This is a genomic window from Fictibacillus nanhaiensis, from assembly GCF_019801215.1.
In the GTDB taxonomy this organism is placed as follows: Bacteria; Bacillota; Bacilli; order Bacillales; family Fictibacillaceae; genus Fictibacillus; species Fictibacillus nanhaiensis_C.
This window is the reverse complement of record NZ_JAHVJO010000002.1, coordinates 82962-100486: the sequence shown is the minus strand read 5'-3', so window position 1 is coordinate 100486 and position 17525 is coordinate 82962. Positions and strand designations below refer to the sequence as shown.

Sequence of the window (17525 nt, the reverse complement as noted above, 5' to 3'; positions counted from 1 at the left end):
GTTAAGCTCCTTCCACCCGATAGTGACTTTTTATCTCCTGTACGACTTCTGAATCTCTGAGCAAGTTATATACTTGATTATCTTGATGCTTGTTCGTACCATGGGTAACGATTACGACTTCTGCGATCCCTTTTTGATCAACCGGGCTTTGGATCAATTTTTCCAGTGATATTTCATGAAGGGCAAAGAGGGAAGCAATGCTTGAAAAAGCGCCAGCTTCATCTTTTATGTGCAATCTGTAAAAGAATTTCCCAAGAATTTCTTCAGGCTGTTTTAGCTGTTTAATAAATTGTGGAGCGACAGCAGTTTTACCATTTACGCCTAATCTCATATTTTTTACTACCGCAACTAAATCTGAGACAACAGATGTAGCTGTAGGCAATTGGCCGGCACCTGGTCCAAAAAACATGGTTTCGCCGACTGATTCACCATAAACATACACGGCATTGTATTCGTTTTGGACACTTGCGAGGGGGTGCGAATCTGGCAGCAGAGTAGGTTCAACACTTATCTCTACTTTCCCATTGTCTTTTTTCGCGTTGCCGATTAGCTTTAACGTGTAACCAAATTGCCTGGCATATTCCAAATCCTCTTGTGTGACCCGTGAAATTCCGGTTACATTTACATCATCGAGATGGATATGCATGGAGAAGCCAAGAGTTGATAGAATTGCCATCTTTCTCGCAGCATCGATTCCTTCTACATCAGAAGTGGGATCGGCTTCAGCATACCCTAGCTCCTGTGCTTCTTTTAGGACTTCTTCGTAATCTCGCTGCTGTTTATCCATCTTTGTAAGAATATAATTGGTAGTTCCGTTAACAATACCCATCATTTTGGTTATGCGATCAGATGCGAGTCCATCAACAAGTGAACGGATAATCGGGATTCCGCCAGCAACACTTGCTTCGTAAAAAAGGTCACAGCCATTTTTATACGCAATCTGCAACAATTCTTCTCCATGTAAGGCCATTAGATCCTTGTTTGCGGTTATAACATGTTTTTTATTTTGAAGGGCAAGCGTTATATATTCACGTGCTAATTCAATTCCCCCCATTACTTCAATCACGACTTGAATAGATGAGTTCTGTAATACTTCAGAGGGCTGCTGTGTCAGCCAATCCTCTTTAATGGAAACGAGTCGCTCTTTCTCCATGCTTTGAACCAATATCTTTTCAATATATACTGGACATCCCACGCGATGTTGAAGTTCTTCGCGATTTCCTTCAATCATTCGAACGACACCGCTGCCAACTGTTCCTAATCCTAATAGTCCTACCGATACAGAATCCATCAACATGACCACCTCTTTTGTTTTTCTTAGAAATACATCTGTGTGTTTGATAGAGACATTCTACATGTAGTTTGTATAATGTACAACAGTCTTTTTTGTAAAGATTTAGATAACGCTTACATAAAGGGTGGCAAGTACTGTAAGATAAAGTAGAAAGAAGCTAGATATAGTACATAGGTAAATAGTTGTATAGGATATAGAAAGCACAAAAGATGGGGGATGGCATAATGGGGAACCAGTTGGATGTAGCCATTACGGATACACTAGATTGTTTGGAAGAAAATCTTTTTATTATTGATTTAGATTATCATGTTGCTTGGATGAACGGTTCCGCCAAGATATTTATAGACACGATAAAACCATACCTTAAACTTGATCACGCAGAAGATCTTATCGGAACTCCGATTGCAAGATTTCATAAAGACCCTTCTTTTCAGGAAGAAATGCTTGAAAAAGGTAACTTTCCAATCGACATGCAGCTTGTCCTTTTTAATCGATTTGTTGCAAGACTAGTTGTAAAAGAACTGATCGTAAAGGGTGAAAAAATAGGATACCTTCTCACGTGGAAAGATATTACTGAGCGTGAAAAAGAAAAAGAAAAAACAAGAGCATTGATTCATGAACTCTCTGCTCCTATTCTGCCTACCGTTGCAGAAAACAGTCTTCTTGTTCCATTAGTAGGCGAATTGTCAATAGAAAGAATGGAGAACGTAACTACCAAACTGTTAAACGAATGTTTAAAAAATCAAGCGGAGTATGTGCTTATTGATTTTTCAGGTGTTACTACGATCGAGGACCCTGAACTTGGACATGAAATACAGAAATTAACGAGTACAGTTGAATTAATGGGAGCAAAAGTTCTTTATTGTGGCTTTACACAAGATATGGTGAAGAATATAGTGACACTTGGAATAAAGACGAACCAGCTATCCTTTGTGTCATTCCGTTCTGCCATTCGTTACGTAGTTTCTGAGCTTGGTTATCGGTTTGAAAAAATATAAATGATGTAAAATGACCTAAGAGTGTGCCAAGTCATTTTTTTCATTGAAAAAAGCAGCTGTATTTTATCAGCTGCTGCTACAATAGCTATTAATTTGCTTGCTCTCTATATAAATGAGATTTTGCTTCAAGGGCAAGATGAAAATACTTACTGGCTTTCTCATGATGCTGTACTTTATAGAATTCAGAAGCAACTTTCTCGGCATAGTCTTGTATGTATCCCCATAAGTGTTGAGAATCAAAAAATGTAATAGCAGCCTCTATCGTTTCTTCTAATTGCTCAGGATGAGAAAGATGATTAAATACCCTCAAAATAGCAAAGTGATGCTCGTATTCTTCATTTTGTAATTCACCTGCTATTTTTGATCCACGGCTGATCCATTCATCCGCAACATCCCTGTCTCCAAGCTTTAAATATTCACGAGCAATTAAGAAGGTAGTTTTGTAATCCGAACCCTCGTCCTCAAATGCATTTTTTAGATGAGTGATCGCCTTTTCGGAAAGGTTTTGCTCAGCATACAACAGACCAAGATTATAGCGGATCATTAAGTCAAACTGTTCAATGTGCAAGCCATAATTATTGAGAATGGTTAATGCAGAGAGAAAGTTTTCCTCAGCTTCTCTGTACTGTTTTAACGATGTTGAGGCAAGTCCTACAATGTTTTCACAGCCTGCTATTTTAATCTCGTATCCCTTCTTATTTTCAAAGAATTCTTTTGCTTTTAAGGCATGATTAACGGCATGAAGCGGCTGGCGGATATGATAATAGAAGGTAGCCACTTTATAATTAAATTCAGCTTTTTCAATGTCATCAGGAAACTGTTTTAATAAATTTTCGGCTAAACGGTAATGCATTTTAGCTTCCTTATAACGGCCAATCGTCGTTGCATAAATGGCTTTAAAAAAATTATAATAATAGGATAGAAAATCGTCAGTTTGTCCTGTTTTCTCAAAGTCTATTTTGTTGAGTGTGTACCTTGCTTCCCATAATTGATTGATTAAAATTTGGTACCGAAAACATAGCAAGGAATAGTAGATAAAAAGAGTCTGTGAAGGATCAACTTCCATCGTAGCAATTTTTTCGTCGATCTCCACTTTGAATTTCCGCGCATGAACAACGTTTTGAGACAAAATCTCATGGTACCAGTTGTTTAACAACTGAATCATCTGCTCCGTACTTGTTACTTTTACCTCCAAAATATCCGCCCCCATTCTTTAGCATTAATTTACAATTTGACACAATTTTAGCATGAGAGAATTATGGTAGGATTGAGTAAATTGTCGGAATTTATTGAAAATAATTCCCTAACTTTTATCCTAAACTCCCAAACGTATAGATGTGTGCAGCAACCGGGAGAAAACAAACAAAAAAGAGGGAACGTTGAATGCTCTGTTCCCTCTTTGCTGATCCTTATATGTCGTGGTGTAAACTAGTCTATTTTAATAGTTAGTTTTTTGGTGGAGAAAATGTTTTGCCGTGTTCTGCTTGAAACACTGTAGGTTGATAGGAAACAAACCCTCCAATCAATAATGCACCTGCTAAAGTAACGCCAACTAGAGCACCTACCATTTTCTTCATTCTTGACACCCCTTATTATTTTTTTTACCGTGAATGTGTATGCCGATAATCATGTGTAGTCAAAGATGAATTTAAAGGCATTTCTTTAAAACATCTGACCTCCTTTATCAACATTGTTTTACAATTTACAACAATAATAGCAGAAAGTTTTAGATTTGCATTGGGTTAAATGTCATAATTTAGTGAAAATTCTATCAATACTTTTTTACTAATTTTACCTATTGCGGTTGGGTGTATAAATAGATTCCGCCTGAGTGAAAAAAATCCCGTTATCGGACTGTTTAAAGTTTCCGATTACGGGAGCCGTATAATCACGAAGGTTGTTTTGTTTTCTTTATATTTTTGATGGCTTCTTTATAAGACAGCGGGCTCAGCTCTACATCATGAACGAATTCCCAAACCCAGTCTTCATTAACTTTCGCATACTCTCGAAGCGCCCAGCCAATGCCTTTACGGATAAAAAAGTTTTGTTCATATTTTGTCTCTTTAATGAGATATGCTAAAAGTTCTTTATCCGTTTTTTCTTTATAACCTAACTGAAACAAGATAGCCGAACGCATGAGCCAAATGTTTTTTGATGCGATCCACCGTTCTGTCACCGGATTTATTTCTTCAGGAAAAGCCTTAAAATAATACCCAGCAATGTTTTTAGCAATATGATCAATCGTATCCCACCAGCTTTTTGTGACAATGATGTATTCAATCCACTCAATGTCTTGTTTCTTCATGTGTTTTTTTAGCTTGTCAGCAATTGAAAGACCCGCATATTGCATTTCACGTTCTGGTTTTTCCCACAATTCCTTTAAGACTCCAAAAAGATCATCGTGATGGGGAAGACCATTCTCTTTAATAAAACTCTTAAAACTTTCTTTCATGACAGGGGAACGTAATCCGAAATATTCGAACTGATCTCTCATATATTTCTTCATTTGTTCAGCGTCTTCTTTGTTCTCTCGCTTCTTTAAGTGGGCCCACAACTTTTCAACATACATATAACCCCAACCTTTCTCAGATAAAATTATACAAAAATTTCTAACACACTGAAACTTTTTATTGGTTAGACCGTAAATTTACATATAAATCCAATATTGGAATTTACCACTTCTTCGACAAAATACTACATTTTTTTCTTTTCCCTTTTGCTATGGTTAAAGAAATACAACAAGGGGGTTTGTTTTTTTAGAAATTGTTATATTTTTTCTGAACAGTCTAACGTACTGGAGAGATGAGCATGGAACTGTTTGGGTATCCGTTATCCACAATTTATCTAGGAAGTTTTATCATTTTTGGGTGCATCACGTTTGTTTACATTCTGTTTGGTGACATGCTTGATGCTGCTATGGATTTTTTACATCCTGCGCTAATTTTGTCTTTTTTTACGATTGGAACAGCTTCCGGTTATTTGATGGAGGTAATGACCACGATTAACAGCTGGTTTATCATCGTATTTAGCTGTTTACTTTCACTCTTACTCGTTACACTTCTGAATGTTTTTGTATTGATGCCCATTCGTTCTTCTGAAGAATCATTAGCGTATTATGATGAAGATCTAAAGGGAAGAGTAGGTACCGTCATTACAACGGTTCCCACCGATGGATTTGGAGAAATTTTAATCGATGGAATCAGTGGGCGAATTTCAAAGACTGCCGTGAGCATGGATAACACACCGATCTCACAAGGACAGAAAATTTTAATCATCGATATCCAAAAAGGTGTGGTATCCGTCATGCCTTACGAACAAGTTGAACAAACCTATATTCATTAATTGGAGGAAATCATATGCCATTTACACCGTTATATATTGTTGCAGGTGTTGCTGTATTCTTAGTAGTAGCTCTTATCAGTGTTTTTATAACAAAGTACCGTACAGCAAGTCCAGATGAAGCGTTGATCGTAACAGGAAGCTTTTTAGGAAGCAGAAATGTCAATATCGATGAGTCGGGCAATAGAATCAAAATTGTACGAGGAGGCGGTACGTTCGTCCTTCCTGTTTTTCAACAAGCAAAACCACTGAGTTTATTGACGAGCAAACTCGATGTTCAAACGCCAGAAGTGTATACAGAGCAAGGTGTGCCCGTTATGGCCGACGGAACGGCGATCATCAAAGTGGGAAGTTCAATCGGTGAAATCGCAACAGCTGCGGAACAATTTTTAGGAAAATTAAAAGAAGACCGGGAAAATGAAGCGCGTGAAGTATTGGAAGGTCATTTGCGTTCAATCTTAGGTTCTATGACAGTTGAAGAGATTTATAAGAATCGTGAAAAATTTTCTCAAGAAGTTCAACGTGTTGCATCTCAAGACCTTGCAAAAATGGGGCTTGTTATCGTTTCCTTCACTATTAAAGATCTTCGTGATAAGAACGGATATTTAGATGCACTTGGAAAGCCTCGTATTGCTCAAATCAAGCGTGATGCGGATATGGCAATGGCAGAAGCAGAAAAAGAAACACGTATCAAACGTGCTGAGGCAGATAAAGAAGCAAAACAATCTGAGCTAGGCCGCGCGACAGAAGTAGCAGAAGCTGAAAAGATGAATCAGTTAAAGGTCGCAGAATTCCGTCGTGAGCAGGACATTGCAAAAGCACGTGCTGATCAGGCGTATCATCTAGAAGAAGCAAAATCAAAACAAGAAGTAACAGAACAGCAAATGCAAGTTAAAATCATTGAACGTCAAAAGCAGATCGAGCTTGAAGAAAAAGAAATTTTGCGCCGAGAAAAGCAATATGATTCAGAAGTTAAAAAGAAAGCAGATGCTGACCGTTATTCGGTTGAACAAGCAGCAGAAGCTGAAAAACGCAAACAGGTTGCTGAAGCTGATGCTCATAAGTATCGTGTTGAAGCGATGGCAAAGGCAGAAGCTGAGAAGGTCCGTCTTGAAGGTCTTTCAAAAGCAGAGGCAGAACGTGCAAAGGGTGAATCAGAAGCGGAAGTTATTCGTTTGAAGGGTCTGGCAGAAGCGGAAGCAAAGCAAAAGATCGCCGAAGCATTTGAGTTGTATGGTCAGGCAGCCATGATGGATATGATGATCAAGATGTTGCCAGAATACGCTAAACAAGTGGCGGCACCTCTTGCAAACATTGATAAAATCACGGTTGTTGATACGGGTGGGGGCGAAAATGGAGGAGCAAATCGAATTACTGGTTATGCGACGAACTTAATGTCGACATTGCAAGAATCATTAAAAGCTTCCTCTGGCATTGATGTGAAAGAACTTCTTGAAAACTTCTCCGGGAAAGGAAACATTCGTCAAAGCATCGATGACCTGCGCATCGATTTTGCGAAGAAAGAGCCACACGCCGTAGGGACAAAAGAAAAAAGTGAAGTAACCGCATCAAAAGGAGAATAAAATAGGATAGGAAAAGCTTACTCAGGCAGTTCGATTGGACTAACCTAAGTAAGCTTTTTTCAGAAATTTTGGTTTTACGAGCGATAGTTGAGTTTTACGAGCGATAGTTGAGTTTTACGAGCTATTTTTTGAGACTTACGAGCGCATCGGCATCTGGACATTTATTCTAGGGTCATCTTCTGCTCAACAGCTTGCAGTTTTTTTGCCATCGTTGATTTTTTATCACGTCGGTCATCTATGCGGATGTTCGTTGCTACACGCATGATTCCTTTTGAGAACGGAACTTCGTGAAGCTGTTGTATAACATGAAAAAGATCAGGAAGTTCTCCCTCAATCAACGTACTCATAGGGGTGAGCTGATAGTTTACTTTATCCTTGTTTTGCTGGAGAACTTTTTGAATTTCGGCTACATAAGAACTGACACTCGGTGTTTCAGTACCGATTGGAATGATAGTGATGTCGACAATGGGCATGATTTCAACTCCAATTCTTTTTTTCTATTGTAGCAAAAGGATAAATGACATCAAAATGAAAGAACGAAAAAAGGGTGTGGATAATGGACATAAGGTTAGCAAATGATCATGATTTGGAAGAGATTATATTAGTAGATAAAGAAATGATTGGAAGTGACCGAAGAAAAGAAGAAATAAAAGAGGCGATTGGACAGAATCAATGTGTGCTCGTTTTTTCAGATTCTGAACTCGCAGGTTTTTTATTGTACCACACGCATTTTTTTGAGTGCTGTTTCATTTCCCTCGTTATGATTAAGCCCTCTCATCAAAGAAAAGGCTACGCTAAGTCATTGCTTAAATATATGGCTGAACATTCACCGACTCAAAAAGTTTTCTCTTCTACCAATCAGTCGAACATAGCGATGCAGCAAGTTTTCACAGCAAGCGATTTTATAAAAAGTGGATTTGTTGACAATTTAGATGAAGGAGATCCGGAAATTATCTATTTTACGAATGGAAGGAATGAAGAATAGATGGCAAATTTACGTAAAATAGATCAAACGATCGATAGCCTTTTTCGATACAGAGAAATAGGAACGGACCCTGCGTTCAGCCGCTTTATTCCTATGGTGTATGATCCAATCGGATTTTCTTGGCGAGAAGAATTTGAGCAGGAGTTTACCCAATTGTTTAACGGCTTGATGTTGAAAGGTCAAGAAGAGGTAGGTCGCATTTTTTTAGCAGTATTTCCAACAGTTGAGGTATTAACTCGGTTTATTTCCGAGAGTGAGCCTGGTGATTTATTATTCATGCACCATCCGCTTGTAATGGAATGTGGTGATCCGAGGGGAGAGTGGGGGAAAGGGTTTGTTCCTATCCCTTCTGCATATATTCGTCAGATGAAGGAAAAAGGTTTATCGGTCTTTACCCTACATGTTCCTCTTGATTATTCAAGGACCATTAGTACGAGTGATGCAATGGCAGAAGCGTTTGGTGCAAGAGTGATCACTGAATTTTTTAAGGACGATAAAGGAGCTTGTGGAGTGATCTGCGAGGTTCCGGCTACCTCTACTGAAGCTCTTATAACGAAATCAAAAGAGATCTTTCAAATTCCTTATGCGGATGTTGAGGGGCCATCTCAAACAAGTATTACAAAGATCGCAATAGCAGCAGGTTGCGGAGATAAAGTTGATGTGATGAAAGAAGCAGAAGAGCTTGGTGCTCAAGCCTACGTAACAGGTGAGGTACACTGCCATATTGACACTGAATATGGAAAGAAAAAATATGATGAAATGAGAGAATACATCGAGACTACGACTATGAGTTTGATTGGGGTATCGCATTCAGCATCTGAATATTTGGTTCACGCGTCTCAGTTGAAACCGTGGTTTGAAGAGCAGTTTCATATTCCTGTTACCTTAATCCCTCAGGAGAAATGGTGGGTATAGGAAATAAATCAAGTCCTCCTAATTTTGAAAAAGGAGTATTTCTTTGTGTTAACGAGAACTTTGCAAAATATTTCCTAGTGAGGTGACATCATGAAGATTAGACGTGCTGTCGTAGAAGATGCTGCCCATATAGCTAAAGTTCACGTCGACAGCTGGCAACAATCTTATAAAGGGCTTATCGATTCGGCTTATTTAAATAACATGTCTGTAAGGGAGAGAGAAGAGAGATGGAAAGAATGGCTCTCTCAAGGACCTTCTCATATTGTTTTCGTTTTAGAAGATAAAAATAATATTCTATGTGGATTTATTTCTGGAGGAAATGCACGTAGTCATGACTCATTTGATAGCGAAGTTTATGCCTTCTATTTAGTAAAATCTGTTCAACGGAAAGGCTATGGAACACAGTTGTTGAAGAAATTTAGTGAAGCGTTACTTACCAATGAGAAGAAAAGTCTAATCGTATGGGTTTTAAAAGACAATCCAGCAAAACGTGTATATGTCTCACTCGGTGGTATCAAAATAGATGAAGAGACGATCTCTATTGGTGATCAGCAATTAGCTGAAGAGTGTTTTGGTTGGGAAAACCTTTCTTTAATAATGAAATAGTATCCCTCTCGTCCAACCTTGCATATGTTAAATAGACAAACCTTTTTAAGGTATTTATTTTTGTTTCCCCCTTCCCAAATACCCTAAATTATCGTTACAATGGTAGAAGGTGTAAAAAAAGAAGTTGGTGACGTCGTGGAATTTGACTTAGTAAATATTATTTATCAATATAGCTATTTAGGTATTTTTCTATTACTGGCCTTAGGTATCATTGGAATGCCTATTCCAGATGAAATCCTTTTGGCTACAGTAGGTTATTTTATTTTTATGGGTGACCTGCCAGCCGTTCCAGCTGTTTTGAGTGCATTTTTGGGAGCGCTAACAGGTATAACGGGAAGCTATTATTTCGGAACAATATGCGGAAAACCATTGTTGTATAAATTAGGACCAAAATTTGGAATATCTGAGGATAAAATTAATAAGACTCAGCATTTTTTTACAAAATACGGAAAAACAGCACTTTTCTTTGGGTACTTTATTCCAGGCATCAGACATCTCACAGCCTATTTTGCCGGAATGTATTCGTTACCTTTTAGGCAGTTTGCTGTTTATGCATACAGCGGAGCGATCTTTTGGTGTTCTTTCTTTATCGTGATAGGCAATCAGCTTGCAGGGAGATGGGCTATTGTTATGGACATTATCCATCGGGTCGGCACCTACGCTTTCTTATTGATAGCCCTAGGTTTGATTGCATGGATCATTTTTAAACCGAAAAATAAAAGCACATATTCAAATGAGTGGTTTAAATAAAATCGTTTCCTAACTGGAGACGATTTTTTTATATAGAAAAGCAGATAATTTTGCGATTACAGAAGTATCAATAAAATGACAGTGGCTTAAATTTAGTTCCATGTATATTTTCTCTCGTAAGAACAAATTTTATAAGATGACAGTCAAAAATTTATTAAAGGAGTGTCATCTAAAATGAAAAAGGCAATATTAGTTACATCAATGGCAGTAATGCTTTCTTCTTTTCTTGGGGCTTGTAATATGAACAACGATAGGGACATGGGAGAAGAAGCGCGCGACAATTTGACTGACGTGAACTACAATAATCGCGGAGACCGTGACATGGACATGGACATGAATATGGGCATGAACAATGACGGGATTAATGAAAATTCACGGATGGATGTAGCTGACAAAGCGGCAGACAAAGTAACTGATTTAAAAGACGTAGAGGATGCAACAGTTATCGTAACGGATAACAATGCGTATGTAGCTGCGACGCTTAAGGGCGACGAAAGTATGAAGCTTACAAAAGAAATGGAAAGAATGATCGCAGACACTGTAAGAAATACAGATTCGGATATTAATGACGTGTTTGTTTCAACGAACCCTGATTTTACGGATCGTATGCAAGGATATGCGGATGAGATCGACAAAGGAAATCCAGTTTCAGGCTTTGCAAAAGAGTTTAATGAAACGGTTCGCCGTATTTTCCCAACAAACCGTTAATTCATGAATAAAAAGAGTGACTCCAGAAGGATTAATACTTTTGGCGTCACTCTTTTTTGTTAAGTTTCTGAGATTTTCACTCTTTCTTTATCGCTTCTCTATGACCGTTTAGTCATTATTATCATTTATTAGAAAATTCATATATCTGAATATTGACTCCAATCGATAATCGTGTTACAAATACATATGGAAATTAAATAATTTCGACAAAATTCGATAAATTTTATATAGGAATACCACAGAGGAGGTAAATAAAATGGAGAAACGAACACTCTCAGTGGGATTAATGTTGTTCGCATTGTTTTTTGGAGCTGGAAATCTAATCTTTCCGCCAGCATTGGGTCAGGCAGCAGGTGACATGGTCTGGAAATCAATGGTTGGCTTCTTTATAACTGGAGTGGGTCTTCCGTTATTAGGAGTAATTGCTTTAGCACGGGTAGGCGGAGGACTGCAAACATTAACAGAACGTGTAAACCCTCTATTTGGATTGGTTTTTGCTTTTGTTCTGTATTTAGCTATCGGACCATTCTTTGGAATTCCAAGAACGGGAACAGTTGCGTTCGAGATGGCTGCTCTTCCGTTTTTACCAGAAGGATGGAATAACGGTGTGCCTCTTTTCTTGTTCACCGTTGTGTTTTTTGCTCTAACGTACTGGCTTGCTTTAAATCCGTCAAAGCTAGTGGACAGAATCGGAAATATTTTAACACCTTTATTGCTGCTGATCATTGGCTCAGTACTTGTGAAAGCCATCATATCACCTGTTGGAACACTTGGAAAAGCAACACCTGAGTATCAAAATAGTCCCCTCGTAAAAGGTTTCATGGATGGCTATTTAACGATGGATACTCTTGGAGCATTAGCATTTGGTATTGTTGTGATTTCAGCTGTTAAAAAACCGGGAATGAAAAAAGAGACAGTCACGAAGATGGTGATTAAAGCGGGGATAATTGCAGCTATTTGTCTTGCAGCAGTCTATAGCATTTTAGCTTATCTTGGAGCAACGAGTCAGGGACTTGGTACAACGGAAAACGGTGGCCAAATCTTAACGAATGTCGTGTCACAGCTGTTTGGTCAGCCTGGCAACTTGTTGCTAGGGCTTGCAGTGGCTTTAGCTTGTTTGACTACGTCAGTTGGTCTTGTCACTGCTTGCGGTGAGTTTGCCGTAAAGATGTTCCCTAAATTGCCTTATAAGCATGTGATCCTTGCATTAAGCATCTTTAGTGCTGGTGTCGCGAACCTTGGCTTAAGTCAGTTAATTAAAGTCTCTGTACCCGTATTGGTGGCAATCTATCCAATTGCGATCGTGCTTATTCTGTTGTCCTTTTTCCATGAAGCCTTTTCAGGACGTTCTGAAGTGTACATTGGTTCGATCATAGCTACGGCATTTATTTCGGTTGCTGATGGATTAAAAGCGTTTGGGCTAAAGCTTGGTCCTATCGAAGAAATCTATTCTGTCATCCCGTTGTATGCAGAAGGAATCGGATGGCTTGTCCCAGCTCTGATTGGTGCAATTGTAGGTTTTATTATTGCTCTGATTAGAGGACGTATCATCCTATTTTCAACGTAAGAGATTGTAAAAGAAAAACGATGCTAAAAGGAGTTTCCTTTAGCATCGTTTTTTGTTTTGGCTGTTCGTAAACTTTGTTGTTTTTGAATGTAGTTGTTTTCCGTTCCAGGATGCTCGCTTTCCGCGGGGCGTGCGGTGAGCCTCCTAGCGCTTTGCGCTTTAGGGAGTCTCACCTGTCCCGCTCATCCCGCAGGAGTCTCGCACCTTGCACTCCAATCAACTTGTCATAGAAGAGATAATAAAATCACCATTTGCAACAATCTTTTAGAAAAGAGCACTTGTTTTAAACCAAAACAGGTTGCTTTTCTTTTAGCTTTGCTGCAACGTTTTGCGCGATCCAAACTCCGCATGCACTCGCTTGAGCAAGTCCGCGGGTAATCCCGGCACCATCTCCACCTACATAGAGACCGCCGATTTCAGACTCAAATTTATCATCAAGCTTCGGCCGCGCAGAATAGAATTTTGCCTCAACTCCATAAAATAATGTATGTTCTGAAGCAATTCCAGGAGTAACTTTATCTAACGCTTCTGTCATTTCAATTAAACTTTTCATTGTATTATATGGAAGAACTAGCCCGAGATCTCCTGGTACCGCTTCTTTTAATGTAGGACGTAAAAAGCCCTCTTTGATTCGCTTGTCAGTAGAACGGCGTCCTTTTAGAATATCTCCGTATTTTTGCACAACTAATCCGCCCATAGAAAGCTGATTTGCCAGCTTTGAAACTTCATGAGCATATTCTGTCGGCTGATCAAACGGCTCAGCAAATTGGTGGGAAACAAGCAGGGCGAAGTTAGTGTTATCACTGCCTAACTTTGGATCCTTATACGCGTGACCATTCGCCAGCATGATTCCTGAGTGATTTTCTACCACTACATGACCTGAAGGGTTTGAGCAGAAGGTACGAACCTTTGTGCCAACAGAAGTATTGAAGACAAATTTCCCTTCATACAGATGATGATTAATCTCTTCCATGACCAGATTAGACGTTTCGACACGAACGCCGATATCGACTTGGTTAGCCGTCATTTTGATTCGCCGTTTCTTTAATAGTTTTGTTAACCATGTAGATCCGTCCCGTCCAGGAACGATAATCACTTTTTGAGCATGAAGAGTAGTGCCATCCTTTAATACAATTCCTTTTGCGAGATATCCCTCTTCATTTCGATCAGTTAGAATATCTTCTACCTCGGCTTTATACTTCATATCAATCTTGGTTTTCAAATACTCATATATGCTTTTTAAAATTTCAAGATTCTGTTCTGTTCCTAAATGGCGGACTTGAGCGCGTAACAGTTTTAAACCAGCAGCGTACCCTCGTTTTTCAATGGCTTTAACTTCAGGTGTCAGTGGATCTGTAATGGAATCTGTTGCTCCATGGTTTAAGTTGATTTCATCTACATATTTAATCAGTTCAACGACCTTTTCTTCTGAAAGATAGTCAGTCATCCATCCGCCAAATTCGCTAGTTATGTTAAATTTTCCGTCAGAATAAGCACCTGCACCACCAAAACCGTTCGTGATCGAACAAGCAGGAAGACAACCTGCAAATTCTTTTCTACCGGCAGCCGGAGGACATTTTTTAATTTTCTTCTCTAATATGGGGCATGAACGGGCATAGATATCGTGCCCTTTATCAATCAACAACACTTTTGCATCAGGAAGCTGTCTTGTTAGTTCATAACATGTAAATATACCAGCTGGACCTGCTCCAACAACAATCACATCATAATGGGTATTCATAACGTCCCCCTTGAAGATCTTTATCCTAAATCTTTTGATTAAATGTTTGCCATTGGTAAATATAACAATTATTCCGGAAGATTTCAAGTAAAATACGAACGTTTAATTTAAATCAATCATTATTATTCGTGTTTATACAAAAAACCTTAAGCTAAGGGTTCTTAACTTAAGGTAGAGTTATTGTTTAATCTTAATAATCTTCCAGCTATCTGTCATTGATTTTCGTTCTAAGGAAAAGGTGTAATGTACAGTTTGTTTCCCATTCTCGTCATATTTTTTCACTTTTGCAGATATGTCCGTACGAACAATGGGAGGAAATCGTGTACTCTTTTTTCTTATTTCATATTGCATGCTCGTTATTCCTTTGAAAAGTTCTCGTATGTCTTTGTCTCTCTGAAGGCGGGCACTTAAAACAGGTTTGGCAAGTGTAAGATCTTGTTGCTTCATTCCGACAAGGAACATAGAAACTGCTTGCCTGGCACTTGCGCCACTCGCATATCTATCCAAATGCCCTCCTGCTTTTAAGATCATCAATTGATGGGAAGGGTCGATATTTCTTGAACGATGAGTGGAACTACCTGAGAAATGAATACAAAAATGCCCAGGAAACCCATTCGCCAAAGCACCACCTCCATGTGGCATTCCATGCATGCTAGCTGCAATCATCTTTCCTTTGACTGGAATAAGGATGGCGCGCCTGTTCCAGCTCCATTTGCCATTGTATAAATGCTTTAAGACAGCAGTGTCATCATGAGTGAGAGGTTGAACATCAGCATGCTGATTGCCAGCTCTTCTTTGAACTTGAAAATAAAAGCCCGTTTCGAGATCAATGACTTTGAAGGATGTTCCCTTAGGAAGAAGCTTATTTACTTTTTCCCATTCCAGCATCTCGCCTTTTTTAACGATAGGGAAGTAAGTCAAAGGTTCTTTTGCTAGAGGCATCTGGGGTCCTATGAAAAAGAGACAGCTCACTACAATGGCTCCCATGGCTATTTTATTCAGCATAAAAACTCCTCAATTCCGTATTTTCTCTTCCTTAATATGGATTGTTTTTTTGTTTTTATCCTTCGAATGGAAAAAGAGATGAATGATATGCAGAGGTTCATTCGTCTATGTAGGAAAGAAGAGGGGGGAGAGAAATGAGGATTATAAAAAAACTGGTTCTGCAGCTTTTGTTAACCATGATTTCCATCATTTTGATAAGCGGCTTGCCAGGCTTAATTATGAACAAAGATGTTTCCGCTTATGTCGATAAAATAGCAGCTGTGTCATTAGAGGTTTTGAGATTAGACAAAATGATTTATTTTAATCAAGGATCAGAGCGCTTATTTTTGGAAGACATCTGGGGACCTTATTTTTATTCGTTAAGCATTCTTTTTGGGGCATTATGTATCGCTTTTTGCTCTGCTCAAATATTGACCTGGGGCACACTTTTGCTGCCGATATTCATCAGAAGAATCATAAAGAATGTTCTTACTTTTTTAGAGTCCATGCCTGATCTCCTAGTGTTCGCACTCGTGCAGATGGGCATCGTTCTAATCTATAAAAAGACAGGTCTCCTCGTTTCTAATGTTGCTGCTTTAGGGGCAGAAAGCAGAATCTACTTGGTACCTATTGCGTGTCTGATGATCTTGCCGTTCGTTTATTTTTATAAAATGATGATTCTTATGACAGAAGAAGAAATGAGTAAACAATACGTAGAAACAAGCCTAGCGAAAGGGATGAGAAGACTGTATGTATTGGTTGTACATGTGACACGAAACACGAGTGAAGGCATTTTTCATTTTTCAAAATCAGTTCTTTGGTTTATGATTTCAAATTTGTTATTAGTAGAAATCATTTTCAATATCCACGGAATTACTCACTATATGTACCACGATTTTAGACCGGAAATGCTTGCAGCTTGCCTAATATTACTGGTCATCCCTTTTTTTCTGGTCTATGCAGCAATGGAGTGGATCATCATGAGGTTTACTGTTAGAGGTAGAACGTTATGATCAGGAGCTACAAGTTTTGGATCGGGTTCAGCATGATCTTTGGCTTGATCCTTTCAAGCCTTATCTTTTCTGTGTTATTCGACAGCCACGTACGACAAGTTCAAATTTTGTATGACGATCATATGGAAATGATAGGTGCTGCACCCTTTCAGCCCTCTCTCATGTTTCCGATGGGCACTGATGCTTTAGGCTATGACATTGCTATGAAAGTGTTGCAAGGAGCTAAATATACATTGTTCAGTGTTATTCTTATTGGGTTTCTAAGGGTTTTGGTTAGTTTTATGTTTGCGATACCCTTAGCAATTTACATGCCAGAAAAAATTAGGGGAAATTTAGAGCAGCTGCTAAGTGCTTTTTATTTTGTTCCGCTTACAATCGTTTCGGTATTCATTCTTACTCCAGTTTTATGGGAACAGTTAAGAATGCCCGGGTGGGAGGAATATTTTATTTTTCCCTATTATGCGAGGGTGGGAATTGAAATCTTCGTTTTAACGATTCTCGTTGTGCCGCTTCTTGGTTCCATGATTGGGAACATAATCGCATCTTCTTTAAAAGAAGATTTCATTAAAGGTGCTCTAGTGTTAGGAGCAAGTCGGTGGAGAATATTCAGCAAGCATGTGATGCCTCACGTATGGCCTAAGCTTGTTATCGTGTTTTTTCAGCAATGTGTACAGGTGCTTATCATTTTTATTCATCTCGGATATTTTAAACTCTTCTTTGGAGGAACCGATGTTGATTACAATCCACTTATTCCAGACCCTCCTGTTTCTACCACGAATGAATGGTCTGGGCTGATCGGTGATTATTATAATCTTATTCATATTAATCCAGGTATTGCACTAGGACCTATTATTATGTTTGGTGTTGCGATCTATTCCTTTCAACTTATGGCAGAAGGACTGTTGCAATATCTAGATTCTCGAAACGTTAATGTGAAAAGAAACAAAAAAAAGAATAAATTATCAAGTGTTCTTCAAGAGAAATCTGTTTCAATAGGCAAATTTGAGTTTACGGAAAGGGTAAAAAGCGAGGTGAAGTAGTT

Annotated in this window: 18 protein-coding genes; 11 read left to right on the top strand and 7 right to left on the bottom strand. The window is 38.7% G+C overall.

Annotated elements, in window-relative coordinates; genetic code table 11:
* Position 1: 1 nt before the first annotated feature.
* Positions 2 to 1294, bottom strand: coding sequence for a homoserine dehydrogenase (locus KUV80_RS09050; protein ID WP_338083495.1), 1293 nt, complete (start codon positions 1292 to 1294; stop codon positions 2 to 4).
* Between the two features lie 224 nt (positions 1295 to 1518).
* Here KUV80_RS09050 and KUV80_RS09045 point away from each other — a divergent pair, with 224 nt between their 5' ends.
* Entirely contained in the window at positions 1519 to 2292 is a 774-nt protein-coding gene (locus tag KUV80_RS09045; protein WP_222462397.1) for a hypothetical protein, read from the top strand.
* An 88-nt stretch (positions 2293 to 2380) separates the two neighbouring features.
* On the opposite strand, the gene KUV80_RS09040 is transcribed toward KUV80_RS09045, so the two are convergent.
* The 3 genes from KUV80_RS09040 to KUV80_RS09035 all read right to left on the bottom strand — a co-directional run bounded on the left by KUV80_RS09040 (position 2381) and on the right by KUV80_RS09035 (position 4861).
* Positions 2381 to 3487, bottom strand: coding sequence for a tetratricopeptide repeat protein (locus KUV80_RS09040; RefSeq protein ID WP_222462396.1), 1107 nt, complete (start codon positions 3485 to 3487; stop codon positions 2381 to 2383).
* 250 nt (positions 3488 to 3737) lie between these two features.
* A complete protein-coding gene (locus KUV80_RS18745) occupies positions 3738 to 3869 on the bottom strand; it encodes a hypothetical protein (protein WP_276516632.1) in 132 nt (43 codons plus the stop codon).
* Between the two features lie 311 nt (positions 3870 to 4180).
* Complete coding sequence (locus KUV80_RS09035) at positions 4181 to 4861, bottom strand: DNA alkylation repair protein (protein WP_222462395.1); 681 nt, start codon at positions 4859 to 4861, stop codon at positions 4181 to 4183.
* A 239-nt stretch (positions 4862 to 5100) separates the two neighbouring features.
* On the opposite strand from KUV80_RS09035, the gene KUV80_RS09030 reads away from it, so the two are divergent.
* Both KUV80_RS09030 and KUV80_RS09025 read left to right on the top strand, forming a co-directional pair.
* Complete coding sequence (locus KUV80_RS09030; RefSeq protein ID WP_222462394.1) at positions 5101 to 5634, top strand: NfeD family protein; 534 nt, start codon at positions 5101 to 5103, stop codon at positions 5632 to 5634.
* 14 nt (positions 5635 to 5648) lie between these two features.
* A complete protein-coding gene (locus KUV80_RS09025; protein ID WP_222462393.1) occupies positions 5649 to 7214 on the top strand; it encodes a flotillin family protein in 1566 nt (521 codons plus the stop codon).
* Positions 7215 to 7375: 161 nt separating this feature from the next.
* Here KUV80_RS09025 and KUV80_RS09020 read toward each other — a convergent pair whose 3' ends face one another.
* On the bottom strand, positions 7376 to 7687 hold the full coding sequence (locus tag KUV80_RS09020) for an MTH1187 family thiamine-binding protein (RefSeq protein ID WP_222462392.1): 312 nt from the start codon (positions 7685 to 7687) through the stop codon (positions 7376 to 7378).
* An 83-nt stretch (positions 7688 to 7770) separates the two neighbouring features.
* On the opposite strand from KUV80_RS09020, the gene KUV80_RS09015 reads away from it, so the two are divergent.
* The 6 genes from KUV80_RS09015 to brnQ all read left to right on the top strand — a co-directional run bounded on the left by KUV80_RS09015 (position 7771) and on the right by brnQ (position 12745).
* On the top strand, positions 7771 to 8199 hold the full coding sequence (locus KUV80_RS09015; protein ID WP_222462391.1) for a GNAT family N-acetyltransferase: 429 nt from the start codon (positions 7771 to 7773) through the stop codon (positions 8197 to 8199).
* Positions 8200 to 9114: a Nif3-like dinuclear metal center hexameric protein gene (locus KUV80_RS09010; RefSeq protein ID WP_222462390.1), complete on the top strand. Its 915-nt coding sequence runs from the start codon at positions 8200 to 8202 to the stop codon at positions 9112 to 9114. It abuts the gene before it with no gap.
* A gap of 90 nt (positions 9115 to 9204) precedes the next feature.
* Positions 9205 to 9720 (top strand): GNAT family N-acetyltransferase, encoded by a 516-nt coding sequence (locus KUV80_RS09005; RefSeq protein WP_222462389.1) that lies wholly within the window; start codon positions 9205 to 9207, stop codon positions 9718 to 9720.
* 135 nt (positions 9721 to 9855) lie between these two features.
* Positions 9856 to 10470: a DedA family protein gene (locus KUV80_RS09000; RefSeq protein ID WP_222462388.1), complete on the top strand. Its 615-nt coding sequence runs from the start codon at positions 9856 to 9858 to the stop codon at positions 10468 to 10470.
* Positions 10471 to 10644: 174 nt separating this feature from the next.
* Complete coding sequence (locus KUV80_RS08995; protein WP_246625138.1) at positions 10645 to 11178, top strand: YhcN/YlaJ family sporulation lipoprotein; 534 nt, start codon at positions 10645 to 10647, stop codon at positions 11176 to 11178.
* 256 nt (positions 11179 to 11434) lie between these two features.
* Positions 11435 to 12745, top strand: coding sequence for a branched-chain amino acid transport system II carrier protein (gene brnQ / locus KUV80_RS08990; protein ID WP_222462387.1), 1311 nt, complete (start codon positions 11435 to 11437; stop codon positions 12743 to 12745).
* Between the two features lie 283 nt (positions 12746 to 13028).
* Here brnQ and KUV80_RS08985 read toward each other — a convergent pair whose 3' ends face one another.
* On the bottom strand, positions 13029 to 14486 hold the full coding sequence (locus tag KUV80_RS08985; protein ID WP_222462386.1) for an NAD(P)/FAD-dependent oxidoreductase: 1458 nt from the start codon (positions 14484 to 14486) through the stop codon (positions 13029 to 13031).
* 177 nt (positions 14487 to 14663) lie between these two features.
* On the bottom strand, positions 14664 to 15491 hold the full coding sequence (locus KUV80_RS08980) for a hypothetical protein (protein WP_246625137.1): 828 nt from the start codon (positions 15489 to 15491) through the stop codon (positions 14664 to 14666).
* Positions 15492 to 15625: 134 nt separating this feature from the next.
* On the opposite strand from KUV80_RS08980, the gene KUV80_RS08975 reads away from it, so the two are divergent.
* Positions 15626 to 16483, top strand: coding sequence for an ABC transporter permease subunit (locus KUV80_RS08975; RefSeq protein ID WP_222462385.1), 858 nt, complete (start codon positions 15626 to 15628; stop codon positions 16481 to 16483).
* Complete coding sequence (locus tag KUV80_RS08970; protein WP_222462384.1) at positions 16480 to 17523, top strand: ABC transporter permease subunit; 1044 nt, start codon at positions 16480 to 16482, stop codon at positions 17521 to 17523. The genes KUV80_RS08975 and KUV80_RS08970 overlap by 4 nt, the downstream gene beginning before the upstream one ends.
* The last annotated feature ends 2 nt before the right edge of the window (positions 17524 to 17525 follow it).